The organism is Roseomonas gilardii subsp. gilardii (assembly GCF_023078375.1).
Classification (GTDB): domain Bacteria; phylum Pseudomonadota; class Alphaproteobacteria; order Acetobacterales; family Acetobacteraceae; genus Roseomonas; species Roseomonas gilardii.
In genome coordinates this window covers 441,084-457,494 of record NZ_CP095554.1, presented here as the reverse complement: position 1 = coordinate 457,494, position 16,411 = coordinate 441,084, and the positions used below count along the sequence as shown (strand labels likewise).

Here is a 16,411-nt window from a genome sequence, read left to right as displayed (position 1 = left end):
GTGAATATTTTCGATATATCGAATCTTGCGCCGCAGATAGAGGTGTCCTATTTTTCGATATATCGAAACCCTATCGAGGATATCTCGTGAGACATTTCTTCTCCCACCGCCGTGACCCACGCCTCTCCGAGCCCCGTTGGCCCGATCAGGGCAGCCACGGCGAAGCCCGCCGCTTCCACCGCGATTTCGGGGATGGCGAGCGTGGCGGACGCGGCTCCAGCCCCTTCGGCCGGCATGGCCATCACGGCAGGCGCGGCGGCGGACGCGGTGGCCGCTTCTTCGAGAGCGGCGACCTCCGCCTCGTCCTGTTGCGCCTGATCGCGGAACGGCCCCGCCACGGCTATGAGCTGATGGAGGAGATCGAGACCCGGCTCGGCGGTGCCTACCGCCCCAGCCCCGGCACGATCTACCCCACCCTGACCCTGCTGGAGGAACTCGGCCAGATCGCCGTTTCCGCCACTGAGGGCGCCAAGAAGCTCTATGCCGTCACCCCGGAGGGCGAACGCGTCCTGACGGAACAGAAGGCGGAGGCCGATGCCCTCTTCGCCCGGATGGCGGCGGCTGGCGGCGACAGCCCCGAGGGCGGCAAGTTGCAGATCCTCCGCGCCATGCATAACCTCAAGCTCGCCCTGCGGCTGCGTCTCGGTCGCGGCAACCTCTCCGAGGAACAGCTCCGCCGCATCGTGGAGGCCATCGACGCCACCGCGACACGGATCGAGCGGGAATAAGGGAACCAGCCATGGATACGGGCATGGAGAAGGCCCCGGCGCGGGTGGCGCGCCGGGTCCGCCACGAGCTTCGCTTCCGCCAGCTCGAAGTGACACGGGTGGAGGACATCACCCCGGCCATGCGCCGGATCACCCTGGCGGGGCCGGACCTCGCCGGCTTCACCAGCCTCTCCTTCGACGACCACGTGAAGCTCTTCTTCCCTGAGCCGGGCGCGCCGGTGACATTGCCGGTGGCGGGGCCGAACGGCGTCGTCTTCCCCGAGGGCCAGCCGCGCCCCCCTGCGCGCGACTACACCCCGCGCCGCTATGACGAGGCGGCAGGGGTGCTGGAGATCGACTTCGCCCTGCACGAGAACGGACCGGCGACGGACTGGGCCAGCCGCGCCAGGCCCGGCGACCGCATCGGCCTCGGCGGCCCGCGCGGCTCCTTCGTGATCCCCCTGGATTTCGACTGGCACCTGCTGATCGGCGACGAGACCGCCCTGCCCGCGATCGGCCGCCGCCTGGAGGAACTGCCCGAGGGCAGCCATGCCCTGGTCATCGCCGAGGTGGCCGGGCCGGAGGAGGAGCAGGTCTGGCAAAGCCGGGCGAAGCTCGACCTGCGCTGGGTCCATCGCGGCCGCGTGCCGCCGGGCCAGGGCACCGGGCTGGAGGAGGCGCTGCGTGCCCTGCGTCTGCCGGGCGGCGAAGGCTATGCCTGGGTCGCCTGCGAATCCCTGGTCGCCAAGCGCCTGCGCCGCATCCTGCTGGATGAGCGCGGCCTGCCCAAGGAACGGGTCAAGGCCGCCGGATACTGGCAGATCGGCGCCGCCGGGGCACACGAAACGCATAACGACTGATCCGGAAGCATCGCCGGTTGTGCGTTACGGCTGGCGTCTCGCTATCCCCGGGGGGGACAAGGCTCCGCCTTTTCCCCCCGGACCCCCTTATCCGCCAGGACCCTGCGGGCCCTGGACCCGGTTCGTGGGCGCTCGCTGACACCGGATCGCGCCGGAGAGCGATGCTCTCCGGCGACTGCGGGCGCCACAAGCGCGGACACGGCTTCTTTCTTTTCGGGCACCACGCTGATCCACCTGCTCTCATGGATCAGCCAGTAGGCTGACGCCCACCACCGGCGCCAACGAAAGCCCGGGGTCCGGGGACCGGCTTCGGTCCCCGGCGGAGTGGGGGTTCCGGGGGCGAGGCGGAGCCTTGCCCCCGGGGGCCAGACAAGAGCGCGGCCTTCACCCTTCCGGAAAGAGCGACCCCTCGACCGCGCTGAAGAGGCGTTGCGCAGGAGGGGAGAGGGGGCGTTCGCGCAGTTGGATCAGGCCGAAGGGCTCCACGGCGAGGCGGGGCACGTCGCGCAGGGGGGCGAGGCGGCGGAACTGGCCTTTCGGCGCGAAAATGCTGGCGACGGAGGCGCTGATGACGCCGACCGCGTCGCTGCGGGACAGGTTCGCCAGGGTGAGCAGCACCGAGGAGGTGTTGAGCATCCGCCCCGGCAGGGGCAGGCCGAGGCGCAGGAACAGCAGGTCCACCCGCCGCCGCAGCAGCGTGCCGGGCGGTTGCAGCACCCAGGGCAGGTTCAGCAGGTCGCGCAGCGCCAGGCCGCGCCGGTGCAGCAGAGGGTGCCCGGCCCGCACCAGGAAGCAGAGCTCCTCCTCGGCCGCCTCCCGATAGAGGATGGCATCCGGCCCCATCTCCGGCGGCAGCCGGGCCAGCACGAAATCCAGCCGTCCTTCCAGCAGATGCGCCACCAGCGGGGCGCTGGTGTCCACCTCCACCGTGATCTGCAGGCCGGGGCTGCTGCGCTGCACCGCCTCAACGGCGCGGCTCAGGATATCCACCGCCGGGCCGGTCACCGCGCCGACCGCGACGGCGCCGCCCAGCCCGCCGCGCAGGCTGTTCATCTCGGCGGCGGCCTGGGTCAGGTCGATCAGCACCGTGCGGGCGCGGCGGACCAGCACCTCGCCCAGGGCGTTCGGCACCAGGCCGCGCGGGCGGCGGAGGAAGGCCGGCTCGCCCAGGATGCGCTCGATCTCGGCCAGGAGGCGGGAGGCCGCGGGCTGGGTGATCCCGAGCGCCTCGGCCGTGCGGTTCAGGTTCCGGGTCTCGTCCAGCGAGGCCAGGAGCTGCAGGTGCCGCAGCTTCAGCCGGAAGCGCGCGAACCAGTCCGGCGGCAGGGGCAGGGGCAGGGGAGTGGGGAGGGGCATCCAGGAAGCATACCAGTTCTGGTATCGATTCTCCCCGTCTTGGCATTGGACTTGTTCTGCCGCGCTCCCTATCCCTGTCGCCCAAGGAATCGTGCCCCCGGGACGCGCAAGGCGACCGACACCCCGGAGCAGAGGCGCGGCGAGGAGGACGGGTTCGCATGAATCTCCACAGCATCGTGCCGGACAGCATCGTGCCGGAGGCGGCGCCACGGACCCTGCCCCATGGGGCGGGCCTGCCGCCCGCGCGCCGGTCCGGGCGGAGCTGAGGAGGGCGCCGGGGGGAGGCCCATCCGGGGCGCCCGGCACACAGAGGAATTGCCGGCAGGCAGGCGCCGCCGGCCAGGACGTCAGGAATTCGAGATGGACGAGAAGCCCGAGGGCAAGGGTCTGCGCAGCCGCCAGTGGTTCGCGCGGCAGGACAAGATGGGATTCTACTACCGATCCTGGCTGCGCAACCGCGGCCTGCCCGACGACCAGTTCGATGGCCGCCCGGTGGTGGGCATCTGCAACACCTGGTCGGAGCTGACGCCCTGCAACGGGCATTTCCGCACCATCGCCGAGCACGTCCGCCACGGCATCCTGGAGGCCGGTGGCTATCCGCTGGAATTCCCGGTGCTGAGCCTGGGCGAGACGCAGATGCGCCCGACGGCCATGCTCTACCGCAACCTCGCCTCGATGGATGTGGAGGAGGCGCTGCGCGCCAACCCGCTGGACGGCGTGGTGCTGCTGATGGGCTGCGACAAGACCACCCCGGCCCTGCTGATGGGCGCGGCCAGCGTGGACCTGCCGACCATCGGCGTGTCCGGCGGGCCGATGCTGAGCGGGCATTACCGCGGGCAGAAGATCGGCTCCGGCACCAACACCATCTCGATGAGCGAGCAGCTCCGCGCCGGCGAGATCACGCTGCGCCAGTTCCATGAGGCCGAGGGCGCCATGTCGCGTTCCGCCGGCTCCTGCATGACCATGGGCACGGCCTCCACCATGGCCTCGATGGTCGAGGCGCTGGGCATCGGCCTGCCCACCAACGCCGCCATCCCGGCGCCGGATGCGCGGCGCAACCAGCTCGCGCGGCTCGCCGGGCGGCGGATCGTGGAGATGGTGCGCGAGGACATGCGCATGTCGAAGATCCTGACACGGCAGGCCTTCGAGAACGCGATCCGTACCCTGGCCGCGATCGGCGGTTCCACCAACGCGGTGGTGCACCTTCTGGCCATCGCCGGGCGGCTCGGCATCCCGCTGACGCTGGAGGATTTCGACCGGCTGGCGAGCGAGGTGAACTGCCTCGTGAACCTCAAGCCCTCCGGCGAGCATCTGATGGAGGATTTCTACTACGCCGGCGGCCTGCCCGTGGTGCTGCGGGAGCTGGTGGAGCGCGGGCTGCTGCATGCCGATGCGATCACCGCCAACGGGCGCACGCTGGCGGAGAACGTGGCGGAGGCCGAGTGCTGGAACCGCGACGTCATCCATTCCTATGACGCGCCGTTCAAGCCGCATGCCGGCATCGCCATCCTGCGCGGCAACCTCTGCCCGGACGGCGCGGTGATCAAGCCTTCCGCCGCCTCGCCGCACCTGTTGCAGCACACCGGCCGCGCCGTGGTCTTCGAGAGCATCGAGGACCTGCATGCCCGCATCAACGACGAGGATCTCGACATCGACGAGAGCTGCGTCATGGTGCTAAAGTATTGCGGGCCGAAGGGCTATCCCGGCATGGCGGAGGTCGGCAACATGCCGCTGCCGCCCAAGCTGCTGCGCCAGGGCGTGCGCGACATGATCCGCATCTCCGACGCCCGCATGTCCGGCACCGCCTATGGCACCGTCGTGCTGCATGTGGCGCCGGAGGCCATGGCGGGCGGCAACCTCGCTCTGGTCGAGAACGGCGACATGATCACCCTCGACGTCGCGGCGCGCAGCCTGAACCTGCATGTCTCCGACGAGGTGCTGGCGGCGCGCCGGGCCGCCTGGGTGCCGCCGGAAACGCCGCTCGCCCAGCGCGGCTACACCAAGATGTATGTCGAGCACGTGCTGCAGGCGGACAAGGGCGTCGATCTGGACTTCCTCGTCGGCGGCAGCGGCTCCCCCGTTGCCCGCGACAACCACTGACGCCGCCGGAGACCGAACCATGACGGACACCAACCCCCACGCCTATCGCGGCGTCTTCCCCGTGGCCCCGACCGTCTTCGACGACCGCGGGCGCCTGGACCTCGACGGCCAGCGCCGGGCCATCGACTTCATGATCGACGCCGGCTCGCACGGCCTCTGCATCCTGGCCAACTTCTCCGAGCAGTTCGTGCTGACGGACGAGGAGCGCGACCAGGTGATGCGGGTGGTGCTGGAGCATGTCGCCGGCCGCGTGCCGGTGATCGTGACCACCACGCATTTCGGCAGCGAGATCTGCGCCGAGCGCTCGAAGCGGGCGCAGGACATGGGCGCGGCCATGGTGATGATCATGCCGCCCTATCACGGCGCGACCTTCCGCGTCGCCGAGCCCGGGATCTACGAGTTCTTCCAGCGCGTCTCGGATGCGATCCGCATCCCCATCATGATCCAGGACGCGCCGGTGGCGGGCACGCCGCTTTCCGCCGAGTTCCTGGCCCGGATGGCGCGCGAGATCGCCAATGTCGCCTATTTCAAGATCGAGGTCCCGCAGGCCGCTGCCAAGCTGCGCCGCCTGATCGAGATCGGCGGCGATTCGATCGTCGGCCCCTGGGATGGCGAGGAGGCGATCACGCTGATGGCCGACCTCGATGCCGGGGCCACGGGGGCGATGACCGGAGGCGGCTATCCCGACGGCATCCGCCAGATCATGGACCCCTGGGAGGCCGGGCGGCGCGAGGAGGCGGTGGATGCCTATGCCCGCTGGCTGCCGCTGATCAATTATGAGAATCGCCAGTGCGGGCTGGTGGCGTGCAAGGCACTGATGAAGGAAGGTGGCGTCATCCGCTCCGAGGCGGTGCGCCACCCGCTGATGCCGCTGCATCCGGCCACACGCGCGGGGCTGATGGAGATCGCACGGCGGCTCGATCCGCTGGTGCTGCGCTGGGGCCGGTAGAAGGGGAGAGTCCATGCATGGGTGAGATTCGGCTGGGGCTGGTCGGGCTGGGCAAGATCGCGCGCGACCAGCATCTTCCCGCCATCGCGGCCACGCCGGGCATCGCCCTGGCGGGAATCGCGAGCCGCAACGCCGGGCTGCCGGATCTCCCTTCCTTCCCGACGCTGGAGGCGCTGCTGGCCTCCGGTACGCCCATTGACGCGGTGGCGCTCTGCACGCCGCCGCAGGGGCGCCACGCGCTGGCGGCGCAGGCCCTCGCCGCCGGCAAGCATGTGCTGCTGGAAAAGCCGCCCGGCGCCACCCTGGCCGAGATCGGCCCCTTGCAGGAGATGGCGCGGCGGAAGGGGCTGACGCTCTTCGCCACCTGGCATTCCCGCTTCGCCCCGGTGGTGGAGCCGCTGCGCGAACGCCTCGCCGGACAGCGTATCCGCTCGCTGCTGATCCAGTGGAAGGAGGATGTGAGGGTCTGGCATCCGGGCCAGGAATGGATCTGGGAGCCGGGCGGCCTCGGCGTCTTCGATCCGGGGATCAACGCGCTCTCGATCCTCACCCGCATCCTGCCCTTCCCCGTCTTCCTGACCGGGGCCGAGCTGTCCTTTCCGGCCAACCGCGCGGCGCCGATCGCGGCCGCGCTGCGCTTCGGCGCCGCGCATGACGCCATGAAGGGCGGCGATTTCCGTGCCGAGTTCGACTGGCGCCAGACCGGGCCGCAGAGCTGGGACATCCATCTGGAGACGGACACCGAGCGCCTGACCCTTTCGCGCGGCGGCGCCCGGCTGGAACGGAATGGTGAGTTGCTGCTGGAGGCGCCGGAGGCCGAATATCGTGGAATCTACCGGCATTTCGTCGATTTAATCCGGCAGGGCGGCTGCGATGTGGACCTCTCCCCTATGATCCATGTCGCGGATGCCTTCATGCTGGGACAACGGAACACCGTGGAGGCGTTTCACGAGGCCTGAGAGCCCGGAAGCCGCCCCCGCGATGCGGTGGGTCCGCGGAAGACCGGCCGGAAGCGGCCCATAATGATAAGAGAGCGAGGAAATGATGAAGCGCAGAACCCTGATGACGGCCTCCGTGGCCATGCTCGGTGGTGCCGGACTGGTTTCCGGGCTGGGCAGGCCCGCCTATGCGCAGAAGAAGGGGAATGTGGGCATCGCCATGCCCACCAAGTCCTCCACCCGCTGGATCCAGGATGGCGACAACATCGTCAGGGTGTTGAAGGAGCGGGGCTACACCACCGACCTGCAATACGCCGACGACGACATCCCCAACCAGCTCTCGCAGATCGAGAACATGCTGACCAAGGGCGCCAAGGTCCTGGTCATTGCCTCGATCGACGGCACCACCCTGTCCGACGTGCTGAACCAGGCGGCGGCGGCGGGCACCAAGGTCATCGCCTATGACCGGCTGATCCGCGGCTCCGCGAATGTCGACTACTACGCCACCTTCGACAATTTTCAGGTGGGCGTGCTGCAGGCGCAGTCCATCGAATCCGCGCTGAAGCTGAAGGACGGCGCCGGCCCCTTCAACATCGAGCTGTTCGGCGGCTCTCCGGACGACAACAACGCCTATTTCTTCTACAACGGCGCGATGTCGGTGCTGCAGCCCTACATCGACAGCAAGAAGCTGGTGGTGCCGAGCGGGCAGATGGGCATGGACAAGGTCTCCATCCTGCGCTGGGACCCGGCGACGGCCCAGTCGCGCATGGACAACCTGCTCAGCGCCTTCTACACCGACCGCCGCCTGAATGCCGTGCTCTCGCCCTATGACGGGCTTTCCATCGGCATCCTCTCCTCGCTCAAGGGCGTCGGCTATGGCAGCGGCAACATGCCCATGCCGGTGGTGACGGGCCAGGATGCCGAGATCCCCTCGGTGAAGTCGATCCTGGCGGGCGAGCAGTATTCCACGATCTTCAAGGACACGCGCGAGCTGGCCAAGGTCACGGCCGACATGGTCGATGCCGTGCTGTCCGGCCAGGAGGTCAAGGTGAACGACACCAAGACCTATAACAACGGCGTGAAGGTCGTGCCCTCCTACCTGCTCAAGCCCGTGGTGGTGGACAAGAGCAACTGGGAGCAGGTGCTGGTCGGCAGCGGATACTACAAGAAGCAGGAGATCGTCTGACCTCCGGCGCGGGGCGCGCTGCCTGCGCGCTCCGCACCAGGCTGCGATCCGGAGGACGGCGATGGAACCCATCCTGGAAATGCGCGGCATCACCAAGCGCTTCGGCGTGGTGAGGGCGCTGAACAACGTCAACCTCACTGTCATGCCCGGCGAGATCCACGCGCTGGTGGGCGAGAACGGCGCCGGCAAGTCCACCCTCATGAAGGTGCTGAGCGGCGTCTATCCGCATGGCAGCTACGAGGGCGAGATCATCTATGACGGCCAGACCCGCCAGTTCCGCGACATCAACGATTCCGAGGCGCTCGGGATCATCATCATCCATCAGGAACTCGCCCTGATCCCGCTGATGTCGATCGCGGAGAACATCTTCCTGGCCAATGCGCCCACCCGCTTCGGGGTGATCGACCGGGGCGCGGTGTACCGGCGCACCCGGGAACTGCTGGCGAAGGTCGGGCTGACGGATTCGCCGGACACGCTGGTCACTGATATCGGCGTCGGCAAGCAGCAGCTCGTGGAGATTGCCAAGGCCCTGTCCAAGGAGGTGCGCTTGCTGATCCTGGACGAGCCCACCGCCAGCCTGAACGAGCGCGACAGCCAGGCGCTGCTGGACCTGCTGGTGGAGTTCCGGGCGCAGGGCATCGCCTCCATCCTGATCTCCCACAAGCTGAACGAGATCTCGACCGTCGCCGACCGCATCACCGTGCTGCGCGATGGCCAGACGGTGGAGACGATGGACTGCCACGCCGCGCCGGTGGAGGAGGACCACATCATCCGCCGGATGGTGGACCGGGACCTGGAAAGCCGCTACCCGCACCACACGCCGCGGATCGGCGAGGAGATCTTCCGCATCGAGGGCTGGTCCGTGGACCATCCGCTGCATCCCGGCCGCAAGGTGGTGAAGGATGTGAGCCTCAGGCTCCGCCGCGGGGAGATCCTGGGCATCGCCGGGCTGATGGGCGCCGGGCGCACCGAACTCGCCATGAGCGTCTTCGGGCGTTCCTATGGGCGCAACATCACCGGGCGCGCCTTCCTGCAGGGGCGGGAGGCGGACCTTTCCACCGTCCGCCGTGCCATCGATGCCGGCCTCGCCTATGTGACCGAGGACCGCAAGCATCTCGGCCTGCTGCTGGACGAGGACATCCGCAAGAACATCACCCTGGCCAACCTGCCCGCCGTGTCCAACCGTTCGGTGATCGACGATATCGAGGAGCTGAAGGTGGCGCAGGGCTTCCGCGCCCGGATGCGGATCCGCTGCTCCAGCGTCTATCAGGAGGCGGGCAAGCTCTCGGGCGGCAACCAGCAGAAGGTGGTGCTGTCCAAGTGGCTCTTCTCGGGGCCGGAGGTGCTGATCCTCGACGAGCCGACGCGCGGCATCGATGTCGGGGCCAAGTACGAGATCTACCAGATCATCCAGGAGCTGGCCGACAGCGGCAAGGGCGTGATCGTCATCTCCTCCGAGATGCCGGAGCTTCTCGGCATCTGCGACCGCATCTGCGTGATGAACGAGGGCCGCTTCGTCGGCGAGTTCCCGGCGGCGGAGGCGTCGCAGGAGCGGATCATGCGGGCCATCGTGACCAACCGCGCCCTCCAGGCGGAACCCATGGGAGAAACGGTGCCATGAGCGAACAGGCCACATTCCCCGGCCCGCCCCCGGCGCGGACGGGCCATGCCCATCTGGTGAAGGAGAGCCTGAGCGCAGCTATGGCATGCTGCTTTCGCTCTTCGCCATCATGCTGTTCTTCCAGGTGGTGACGGACGGCACGCTGCTACGGCCGCTGAATCTGACCAACCTCGTGCTGCAGAACAGCTATATCGTCATCATGGCGCTCGGCATGCTGATGGTGATCGTCACCGGCCATATCGACCTCTCGGTCGGTTCGGTGGCGGGCTTCATCGGCGCGCTCTCCGCCGTGCTGATCGTGCAGTTCAACATCCCCTTCGTGCCGGCGGCACTGCTCTGCCTCGTGGCCGGCGGCATCATCGGCGGGGTGCAGGGCTGGTTCGTCGCCTATCTGAGAATCCCCTCCTTCATCGTTACCCTGGCGGGGATGCTGGTCTTCAAGGGGCTGATGCTGTCCGTCCTGGGCGGCAAGTCGGTCGGCCCCTTCCCGGTGGAGTTCCAGCGCCTCTCCTCCGGCTTCATCCCGGAGTTCTTCGGCCAGCAGGGTGGCGTCTACCTGACCTCGCTGCTGCTCGGCGTGGTCATGGCGCTGGCCATGGTCTGGTTCGCCTGGCGCGGGCGGCTGCGGCAGCAGGGGCATGGGGTGGAGGTCGAGCCGCTGCCTTTCTTCGCGGTGAAGACCCTCGTCATCGCGGGCATGACCATCTACCTGACCTATCTGATCGCCTCGCATCGCGGCCTGCCCAACGTGCTGCTGATCATGCTGCTGCTGATCGGGCTCTATGCCTTCGTCACCAACCGGACGGTGGTGGGGCGGCAGATCTATGCGGTGGGCGGCAACGAGAAGGCGGCGAAGCTGTCCGGCGTGAAGACGGAACGGCTGACCTTCCTCACCTTCGTGAACATGGGCGTGCTGGCGGCGCTGGCCGGGCTGATCTTCACCGCCCGCCTGAACACCGCGACGCCCAAGGCCGGGCTGGGCTTCGAGCTGGATGTGATCGCCGCCTGCTTCATCGGCGGCGCCTCCGCCTATGGCGGCGTGGGCAAGGTGGTCGGCGCGGTGATCGGCGCCCTGATCATGGGCGTGATGAACAACGGCATGTCGATCCTGGGCATCGGCATCGACTACCAGCAGGTGATCAAGGGCATCGTCCTGCTCGGCGCCGTTTGCGTGGATGTGTACAACCAGCGGCGCTGAGCGTTCCGGCGGTGCACCGTCCCGGGGCGAAGGCTCTGCCTTCCCCCGGACCCCCATCCGCCAGGACGCTGCGCGCCCTGGACCCGGTGCGTTGGTGCTTTCTGACACCGGATCGCGCTTTTCAGGAGCCCCGCCGATCCACCTGCTCCCAGGGATCGGGCGTCAGGCTGACGCTCATCACCCGAACCAACGAAAGTCCGGGGACCGGCTCCGGTCCCCGGCGGAGTGGGGGTCCGGGCGGAGAGGCAGCGCCTCTCCCCCGGGGCCGGCCCAGGAAGCCGGCGCTCAGCCTTCCGCGGCCGCGATCACCCGCTTCGCCGCCGCAACGGCGCGGCGGACGCGCTCTTCGGCGCCCACGGTCTTCGCCAGTTCCAGCGTCGGGATCTCCAGGCTGACGGGGATGTCCGCCGGCATGGCACGGGTCAGCGCCACGAGGTCGATCCCGCCATCGCCGGGGAAGCGGCGTTCGGCGCGGGCAGTGTGGAGCAGTTCCTCCGTGCTCCAGTCCTGCCAGTTCCGCCCACCCGGTGCGTCGCACATCTGCCAGTAGTGCATCCGGTGGCGCGGCAGCTTCGCCACATCCTCCAGCGTGCTGTTGGAACGGTCGAAGTGCAGCGCATCCACCAGCACGCCACCATTGGGCTGCCCCGCCTTCTCCACGATGCGGGTCGCGGTGGACAGATCCGGCACCTGGGTCCAGGGCATGAATTCCAGGTCGCCGGTCAGGCCGAAGGGCGCGGCCTCCTGGCAGAAGCGGGCGAAGCTGTCGATCAGCCGCGCCTCGTCGGGGTCATAGCCGGCGACGAGCACGTTCTTCGCACCCAACTCCGCCCCGGCCTCCAGGAAGGGACGCAGCGCCGCGATATCCGTGTCCGGCCGCAGCATGACGATCTCCAGATCCGCCACGGTGACGCCGGTGTCGCGGATGCGGGCCAGGGTTTCCCGCATCAGGGGCTTGTCGTCCATCAGCGGATAGGCGGTGGCCCCCGGCGCGACGGGGATCAGCCGCAGCCCGGCATGGCGGCAGCCGGTGGCGGCCGCCACGTCGATCAGCGCGGGCGGCGGCAGTTCCAGCGCGGTGAGCGCGGCGAGGGAGAAGACACGTTCCACGGCCGGTCCCTCAGCGCAGCGGAGAGATGGGCAGCGGCAGCCCGATGGTGGAGCGCATGTCGGAGGTCAGCCAGGCCGGCCCGCCCTTGGGCGGCCAGACGCCCTCGGCCACCGTCTTCGCGCGCACGGCGGCCCGGTCGTCGAGGCCCTTGTAGGGCCAGATATGGGTGAAGCGCGGCGCGCCATCGACCGCGTACATGGCGATGGTCAGCGGCGAGTACTTCACGCGCGGCGGCACGGCGGCCTTCCAGGCCTCGATCGTCGGCTCGACGCCGCCGGTCTTCAGCACATAGGTGCGGATCTCATAGACCGAACCGTACTCCCCGGGCTCGACCGGAGGGAGGAAGGGGAAGGGCACGTAGCTGTCCAGGGTCATGCCATTCAGCACCTCGGCCGCGCCGAAGGGATTGGCGGCACGCAGGGTGCGCTCGCGTTCCTTCGCGGCATCCTCGGCCGTGTCGAAGCCGCGCAGGATCAGCACCTGGTTCAGCGGGCCGATCTCCGTGGCCCAGCAGCCGAGCAGCCTGCCGCCGCCCTCGCGGCAGAATCCCTCGATCCCTGGGGCGGCCTTGGCCGCCCCGCCCAGGGCCGTGTTGAGCGTCGCGATCTCGTAGCGTTGCATCATGTCCTCCTTCCGTAGTTTGGCGTGTTCCGCAGGGCCGGCGGAAATCCCCGCCGCGCCCGCATCTCGTTCAGGCGGCCGCGCTGCCGGCTTCCGGTGCCGGGCGCGGGGCGAAGAGGCGGGAGGCGCGGCTGGCCTCGCCCATCTCCGCCGCCGCCGCCAGCAGGTCGGGCGCCAGCGCGTGCAGCCGGGCTTCCATCATCCGCACCGAGGGGCCGGCGAGGCTCAGCGTGCCGATCACCGCGCCGCTTTCCGGCTGGCGGATCACCGCGGCCACGGCGGCGGTGCCGGGGGCGGAGCCTTCCACCATGATGGCGTAGCCCTGGCGGCGCGCCTGGGCGAGTTGTTCCAGCAGGGCCCGCACCGTGCGTGGCGCGCCGGGGCCCATCCGGGCCGGGTCGCCGAAGCCGCCATTCCCGATCTCCTGCCGCGCCACCAGGGCCAGGGCTTCCTCGTCGCTCATGCTGGCGAGCCAGGCCTGGCCGTTGGCGGTGGGGGCCAGCATGGCCCGGGCGCCGTCATCGGGGTCGTAGCGCAACCCGTCCCGCGCGCCCTGTGCCTTGGCCACCCAGGTCAGGCCGGTGGTGTCGGTGATGCCGAGGCGGCAGAGCTCGCCGCTGCGCCGTGCCAGGCTGTCCAGGATGGGCTGCGCCACATCCGGGATGCCGTTGCGGGCGAGGTAGGTAAGGCCCAGCGAGACGAGACGGATGGTCAGGCTGTAGGGGCCGCCCTCGCGCTCCTGCCGCACATAGCCCTCGCGGATCAGCTCGTTCAGCAGCCGGTGCGCGGCGCTGCGCGGGATCTGCAGGCGGTCGGCCAGCACATGCAGCGGCAGCCCCTCCGCCTGCAGCGCCAACTGCTCCAGCAGGCGCAGGCTGCGGTCGAGGACAGCGGTCATCGCCGCCTTCCCCGGGCTGCGCCCGCCCGCTCATGCCGCGTCCAGCGTATAGGCGGGCCGCACCGCCTCGCCGGTGGCGGCGGAACGGGGGACGGCCAGCGTCGCCGCCAGCGTGGCGGCACCGTCGCGGCCGGAGACGAGCGGCGCCTCCTCCCGCCGGATCACGCGCAGGAAGTGGTGCATCTGCTCCACCAGCGGGTCGCGCTCCTCGACCGGCAGGGCCTCGCGCTCCAGCCTCTGGTCCCAGCCGCGCTGGCCGGGATAGCGCCACAGGGCCAGGCGCGGCATTTCCAGCGACGCCTCGGTGCCGCAGATCCGGTAGGCATTGGCGTCGTGGCGCGGGAAGGTGGGGTTCTCGCCCGCCGTCTGGTCCCAGCACCAGGGGGAGGGCACGGCGTCGGACAGGGTGATGGTGCACAGCGCGCCGCTGCGGAAGCGCAGGATCACCGCCGCCGTGTCCTCGACGAGGAAGCCGCGCGCGGTGCTGCCGGTGACGGCCTGCACCGTCTCGATCTCGCCGCACAGGAAGCGCAGCGCGTCGATGTCATGGACAAGGTTGATCAGCACCGGCCCGCCGCCCGGCTCGCGGCGCCAGGCGACGTTGTAGTAGGGGTCCGGCTTCAGCACCATGGAATCGGCGCTGATCGCCACCAGCCTGCCGAGCCCGCCGCCGCGCAGGATCTCCCGCGCCCGGCGTGTCACCGGGTTGTGGCGACGGAAATGACCGACCAGCAGCGGCACGTCGGCCTCCTCGGCCTCCTTCGCCACGGCGAGGGCGAGGTCGAGATCCTCGGCGATCGGCTTCTCGATCAGCATGGCGGTGCGGCGCGCGATGCAGGCGCGGGCGCCGGGAACGTGCAGCGTGTTCGGTGTGGCGATGACGGCGCCATCCGGGCGGACCGTGTCGAGCATCGCCTCGGCCTCGGCGAAATGCGGCACGCCCAGCGAGGCGGCCAGTTCGGCGCCGGCGGGCGTGGGATCGACGATGGCGGCGAGCCGCCCTTGTTCCGCCGGCAGGCCCGCCAGGATGCGGATATGGGCACGGCCGATGACCCCGGCTCCGATGACCGCGACGGATGGCATGGGCGTCCTCTCCCTATGGACTTGTCGGTTCCCGTGCCTATCCTGATAGGGTGTTCCAAACTGGAATTCAATTCCAAATTTTACCAGATACCCTCGGCCCTGTCAGGATGGGCGCCAGGGGTCTGGCCAGGGCCGGTTGCCATGGCAGCACCGGGGCCAGGGAGCGGACCGGCGGTCATGGCCGGCGACGGCGGATGGAAGAGGAGCGGAGAGCATGGAAAACCTGACCCAACACGGGCTGCGCATGCCCAAACTGGGCTTCGGCACCTGGCCGATGACGGGCGCGGAATGCGAGGCCGCGGTGAAGCAGGCGCTGGAACTCGGCTACCGCCATCTCGACACGGCCGAGCGCTACGAGAACGAGGATGCGGTGGGCGCCGGCCTCGCCGCCTCCGGCGTGGCGCGCGGCGATGTGCACCTGACCACCAAGGTCTGGTGGGACCATCTGGCGCCGCAGGCGATGAGCGAGGCCATGGCGCGCAGCCTGGAAAAGCTGCGGACCGACTATGTGGACCTCTATCTGATCCACTGGCCGGCGAAGGACTGGGACCTGCCGCGCAGCATCGAGGCGCTGGTCCGTCTGAAGGAAGAGGGCAAGGCGCGCCAGATCGGCGTGGCGAACTTCCCGCGCCCGCTGCTGCGCAAGGTGGTGGAGGAGCTGAAGGCGCCGATCGCCTGCCTGCAGGTCGAGTACCATGTGACGCTCGGCCAGTCGAAGCTGCTGGACTATGCGCGCCGGCACGACATCGCGCTCACCGCCTACAGCCTCCTGGCCCGCAACAAGGTGGCGGAGATCCCCGAGATCCAGGCCATCGCGAAGAAGCACGGCGCCACCCCGGCGCAGGTCGCGCTGAAATGGCTGCTGGATCAGGAAGGGGTCGCGGCGGTGCCCAAGGCCGCCAGCCGCGCCAACCAGCAGGCCAACCTGGATTCGCTGAAGCTGCGGCTGGATGACGAGGACCGCGCCGCCATCGCGCGCCTGCCCAAGGACCAGCGGATGGTCAGCCCGGATTTCGCGCCGGACTGGAGTGACGGGCCGGAGGCCTGAAACCCGGCGCGGCGGGGAGGACGGCCCTCCCCGTCGCGCATCGGTTCAGGCCGCCTCCCGCCGCACCATGCGGAACAGCAGCTTGTGCTCGGCGGGATAGGCCAGGGCGTCCCGCAGCGTCGGGTAGTAGTCGCTGCGCTTCCCCGCCGGCACGAAGCCGTCATAGCCGAAGCGCCGCACGGACACGTCGAAGCCCGCCTCGGCGAAGCCCGCGGCATAGTCCTCCGGCGAGCGGTCCTGCACCGGCGCATGGGTGATGCCGCCGATCAGCTCCCGCCAGGCGGGCCAGAGCGGCATCGCGGTGTGGCAGCCGGTCACGGCGTAGTACACGCCGCCCGGGCGCAGTGCCGCATGGATGCCGGCGGCATGCGCCGCGAGGTCCGGCAGCAGGTAGATCACCTCATAGCTGAAGGCGATGTCGAAGCTGTTCCGCCAGCGCGAGAGATCCGTCGCCACGGCGAAGTCCAGCGGCGCGACGCCCTTGAGGGCCTGGGCCGCCGCGATGGATTCCTCCGCGATATCGACGCCCAGCCCGTGGCGGAACGGCTTCAGCGCGTGCAGCAGGCGCAGGAAGCCGCCGCGGTTGCAGCCGAAATCCAGCACGTCGCGCGTCGAAAGGTCGGTCTCGGGCACGATGTCGATGAAGTGGCGCCAGAGAGGGCGGTGCCCTTCCTCCATCGCCGCCTCTCGCGAGGTGTCGCGGTACCAGGTGCCATAGGTCCTGTCGCTCATGGG

Annotated in this window: 15 protein-coding genes; 9 read left to right on the top strand and 6 right to left on the bottom strand. The window is 69.4% G+C overall.

From position 1 onward, the window contains the following. Positions 1–86 precede the first annotated feature (86 nt). Together MVG78_RS02140 and MVG78_RS02135 are read left to right on the top strand one after the other, a co-directional pair. Positions 87–728 carry a PadR family transcriptional regulator gene (locus MVG78_RS02140; protein ID WP_247557803.1) on the top strand — a complete coding sequence of 214 codons (642 nt, stop codon included), beginning with the start codon at positions 87–89 and terminating at the stop codon, positions 726–728. 23 nt (positions 729–751) lie between these two features. Beyond that, entirely contained in the window at positions 752–1,567 is an 816-nt protein-coding gene (locus MVG78_RS02135) for a siderophore-interacting protein (RefSeq protein WP_247557802.1), read from the top strand. A 384-nt stretch (positions 1,568–1,951) separates the two neighbouring features. Here MVG78_RS02135 and MVG78_RS02130 read toward each other — a convergent pair whose 3' ends face one another. Continuing rightward, on the bottom strand, positions 1,952–2,923 hold the full coding sequence (locus MVG78_RS02130) for a LysR family transcriptional regulator (protein WP_247557800.1): 972 nt from the start codon (positions 2,921–2,923) through the stop codon (positions 1,952–1,954). 360 nt (positions 2,924–3,283) lie between these two features. Here MVG78_RS02130 and MVG78_RS02125 point away from each other — a divergent pair, with 360 nt between their 5' ends. The 6 genes from MVG78_RS02125 to mmsB all read left to right on the top strand — a co-directional run bounded on the left by MVG78_RS02125 (position 3,284) and on the right by mmsB (position 10,915). Then, positions 3,284–5,023, top strand: coding sequence for an IlvD/Edd family dehydratase (locus MVG78_RS02125; protein ID WP_247557798.1), 1,740 nt, complete (start codon positions 3,284–3,286; stop codon positions 5,021–5,023). Between the two features lie 19 nt (positions 5,024–5,042). After that, positions 5,043–5,972, top strand: a complete 930-nt coding sequence (locus MVG78_RS02120) for a dihydrodipicolinate synthase family protein (RefSeq protein ID WP_247557796.1) — start codon at positions 5,043–5,045, stop codon at positions 5,970–5,972. Positions 5,973–5,989: 17 nt separating this feature from the next. Then, on the top strand, positions 5,990–6,931 hold the full coding sequence (locus MVG78_RS02115; RefSeq protein ID WP_247557794.1) for a Gfo/Idh/MocA family protein: 942 nt from the start codon (positions 5,990–5,992) through the stop codon (positions 6,929–6,931). An 85-nt stretch (positions 6,932–7,016) separates the two neighbouring features. Further along, positions 7,017–8,096 carry a multiple monosaccharide ABC transporter substrate-binding protein gene (chvE, locus tag MVG78_RS02110; RefSeq protein ID WP_282615038.1) on the top strand — a complete coding sequence of 360 codons (1,080 nt, stop codon included), beginning with the start codon at positions 7,017–7,019 and terminating at the stop codon, positions 8,094–8,096. A gap of 61 nt (positions 8,097–8,157) precedes the next feature. Next, positions 8,158–9,717 carry a multiple monosaccharide ABC transporter ATP-binding protein gene (gene mmsA, locus MVG78_RS02105; protein ID WP_247557792.1) on the top strand — a complete coding sequence of 520 codons (1,560 nt, stop codon included), beginning with the start codon at positions 8,158–8,160 and terminating at the stop codon, positions 9,715–9,717. An 85-nt stretch (positions 9,718–9,802) separates the two neighbouring features. After that, the gene (gene mmsB / locus MVG78_RS02100; RefSeq protein ID WP_282615037.1) at positions 9,803–10,915 is read left to right on the top strand and encodes a multiple monosaccharide ABC transporter permease; all 1,113 of its coding nucleotides are present in this window, start codon (positions 9,803–9,805) and stop codon (positions 10,913–10,915) included. Positions 10,916–11,200: 285 nt separating this feature from the next. On the opposite strand, the gene MVG78_RS02095 is transcribed toward mmsB, so the two are convergent. From MVG78_RS02095 to MVG78_RS02080, 4 genes are all read right to left on the bottom strand, one after another. After that, positions 11,201–12,025 (bottom strand): sugar phosphate isomerase/epimerase family protein, encoded by an 825-nt coding sequence (locus tag MVG78_RS02095; protein WP_247557790.1) that lies wholly within the window; start codon positions 12,023–12,025, stop codon positions 11,201–11,203. Between the two features lie 10 nt (positions 12,026–12,035). Then, positions 12,036–12,650, bottom strand: coding sequence for an NIPSNAP family protein (locus MVG78_RS02090; protein WP_247557789.1), 615 nt, complete (start codon positions 12,648–12,650; stop codon positions 12,036–12,038). Positions 12,651–12,717: 67 nt separating this feature from the next. Next, positions 12,718–13,545 (bottom strand): IclR family transcriptional regulator, encoded by an 828-nt coding sequence (locus MVG78_RS02085; protein ID WP_247557787.1) that lies wholly within the window; start codon positions 13,543–13,545, stop codon positions 12,718–12,720. Positions 13,546–13,575: 30 nt separating this feature from the next. After that, entirely contained in the window at positions 13,576–14,628 is a 1,053-nt protein-coding gene (locus MVG78_RS02080) for a Gfo/Idh/MocA family protein (protein ID WP_247557785.1), read from the bottom strand. A gap of 214 nt (positions 14,629–14,842) precedes the next feature. Here MVG78_RS02080 and MVG78_RS02075 point away from each other — a divergent pair, with 214 nt between their 5' ends. Further along, positions 14,843–15,676, top strand: a complete 834-nt coding sequence (locus MVG78_RS02075) for an aldo/keto reductase (protein ID WP_247557783.1) — start codon at positions 14,843–14,845, stop codon at positions 15,674–15,676. A 45-nt stretch (positions 15,677–15,721) separates the two neighbouring features. Here MVG78_RS02075 and MVG78_RS02070 read toward each other — a convergent pair whose 3' ends face one another. After that, entirely contained in the window at positions 15,722–16,408 is a 687-nt protein-coding gene (locus MVG78_RS02070) for a class I SAM-dependent methyltransferase (RefSeq protein WP_247557781.1), read from the bottom strand. Between the last annotated feature and the right edge of the window lie 3 nt (positions 16,409–16,411).

Coding starts and splice junctions, on each gene's coding strand:
- MVG78_RS02135 (WP_247557802.1), top strand. CDS start 752: ATGGAGAAGGCCCCGGCGCGGGTGGCGCGCCGGGTCCGCCACGAGCTT.
- MVG78_RS02130 (WP_247557800.1), bottom strand. CDS start 2,923: ATGCCCCTCCCCACTCCCCTGCCCCTGCCCCTGCCGCCGGACTGGTTC.
- MVG78_RS02125 (WP_247557798.1), top strand. CDS start 3,284: ATGGACGAGAAGCCCGAGGGCAAGGGTCTGCGCAGCCGCCAGTGGTTC.
- MVG78_RS02120 (WP_247557796.1), top strand. CDS start 5,043: ATGACGGACACCAACCCCCACGCCTATCGCGGCGTCTTCCCCGTGGCC.
- MVG78_RS02115 (WP_247557794.1), top strand. CDS start 5,990: ATGGGTGAGATTCGGCTGGGGCTGGTCGGGCTGGGCAAGATCGCGCGC.
- chvE (WP_282615038.1), top strand. CDS start 7,017: ATGAAGCGCAGAACCCTGATGACGGCCTCCGTGGCCATGCTCGGTGGT.
- mmsA (WP_247557792.1), top strand. CDS start 8,158: ATGGAACCCATCCTGGAAATGCGCGGCATCACCAAGCGCTTCGGCGTG.
- mmsB (WP_282615037.1), top strand. CDS start 9,803: ATGCTGCTTTCGCTCTTCGCCATCATGCTGTTCTTCCAGGTGGTGACG.
- MVG78_RS02090 (WP_247557789.1), bottom strand. CDS start 12,650: ATGATGCAACGCTACGAGATCGCGACGCTCAACACGGCCCTGGGCGGG.
- MVG78_RS02085 (WP_247557787.1), bottom strand. CDS start 13,545: ATGACCGCTGTCCTCGACCGCAGCCTGCGCCTGCTGGAGCAGTTGGCG.
- MVG78_RS02080 (WP_247557785.1), bottom strand. CDS start 14,628: ATGCCATCCGTCGCGGTCATCGGAGCCGGGGTCATCGGCCGTGCCCAT.
- MVG78_RS02075 (WP_247557783.1), top strand. CDS start 14,843: ATGGAAAACCTGACCCAACACGGGCTGCGCATGCCCAAACTGGGCTTC.
- MVG78_RS02070 (WP_247557781.1), bottom strand. CDS start 16,408: ATGAGCGACAGGACCTATGGCACCTGGTACCGCGACACCTCGCGAGAG.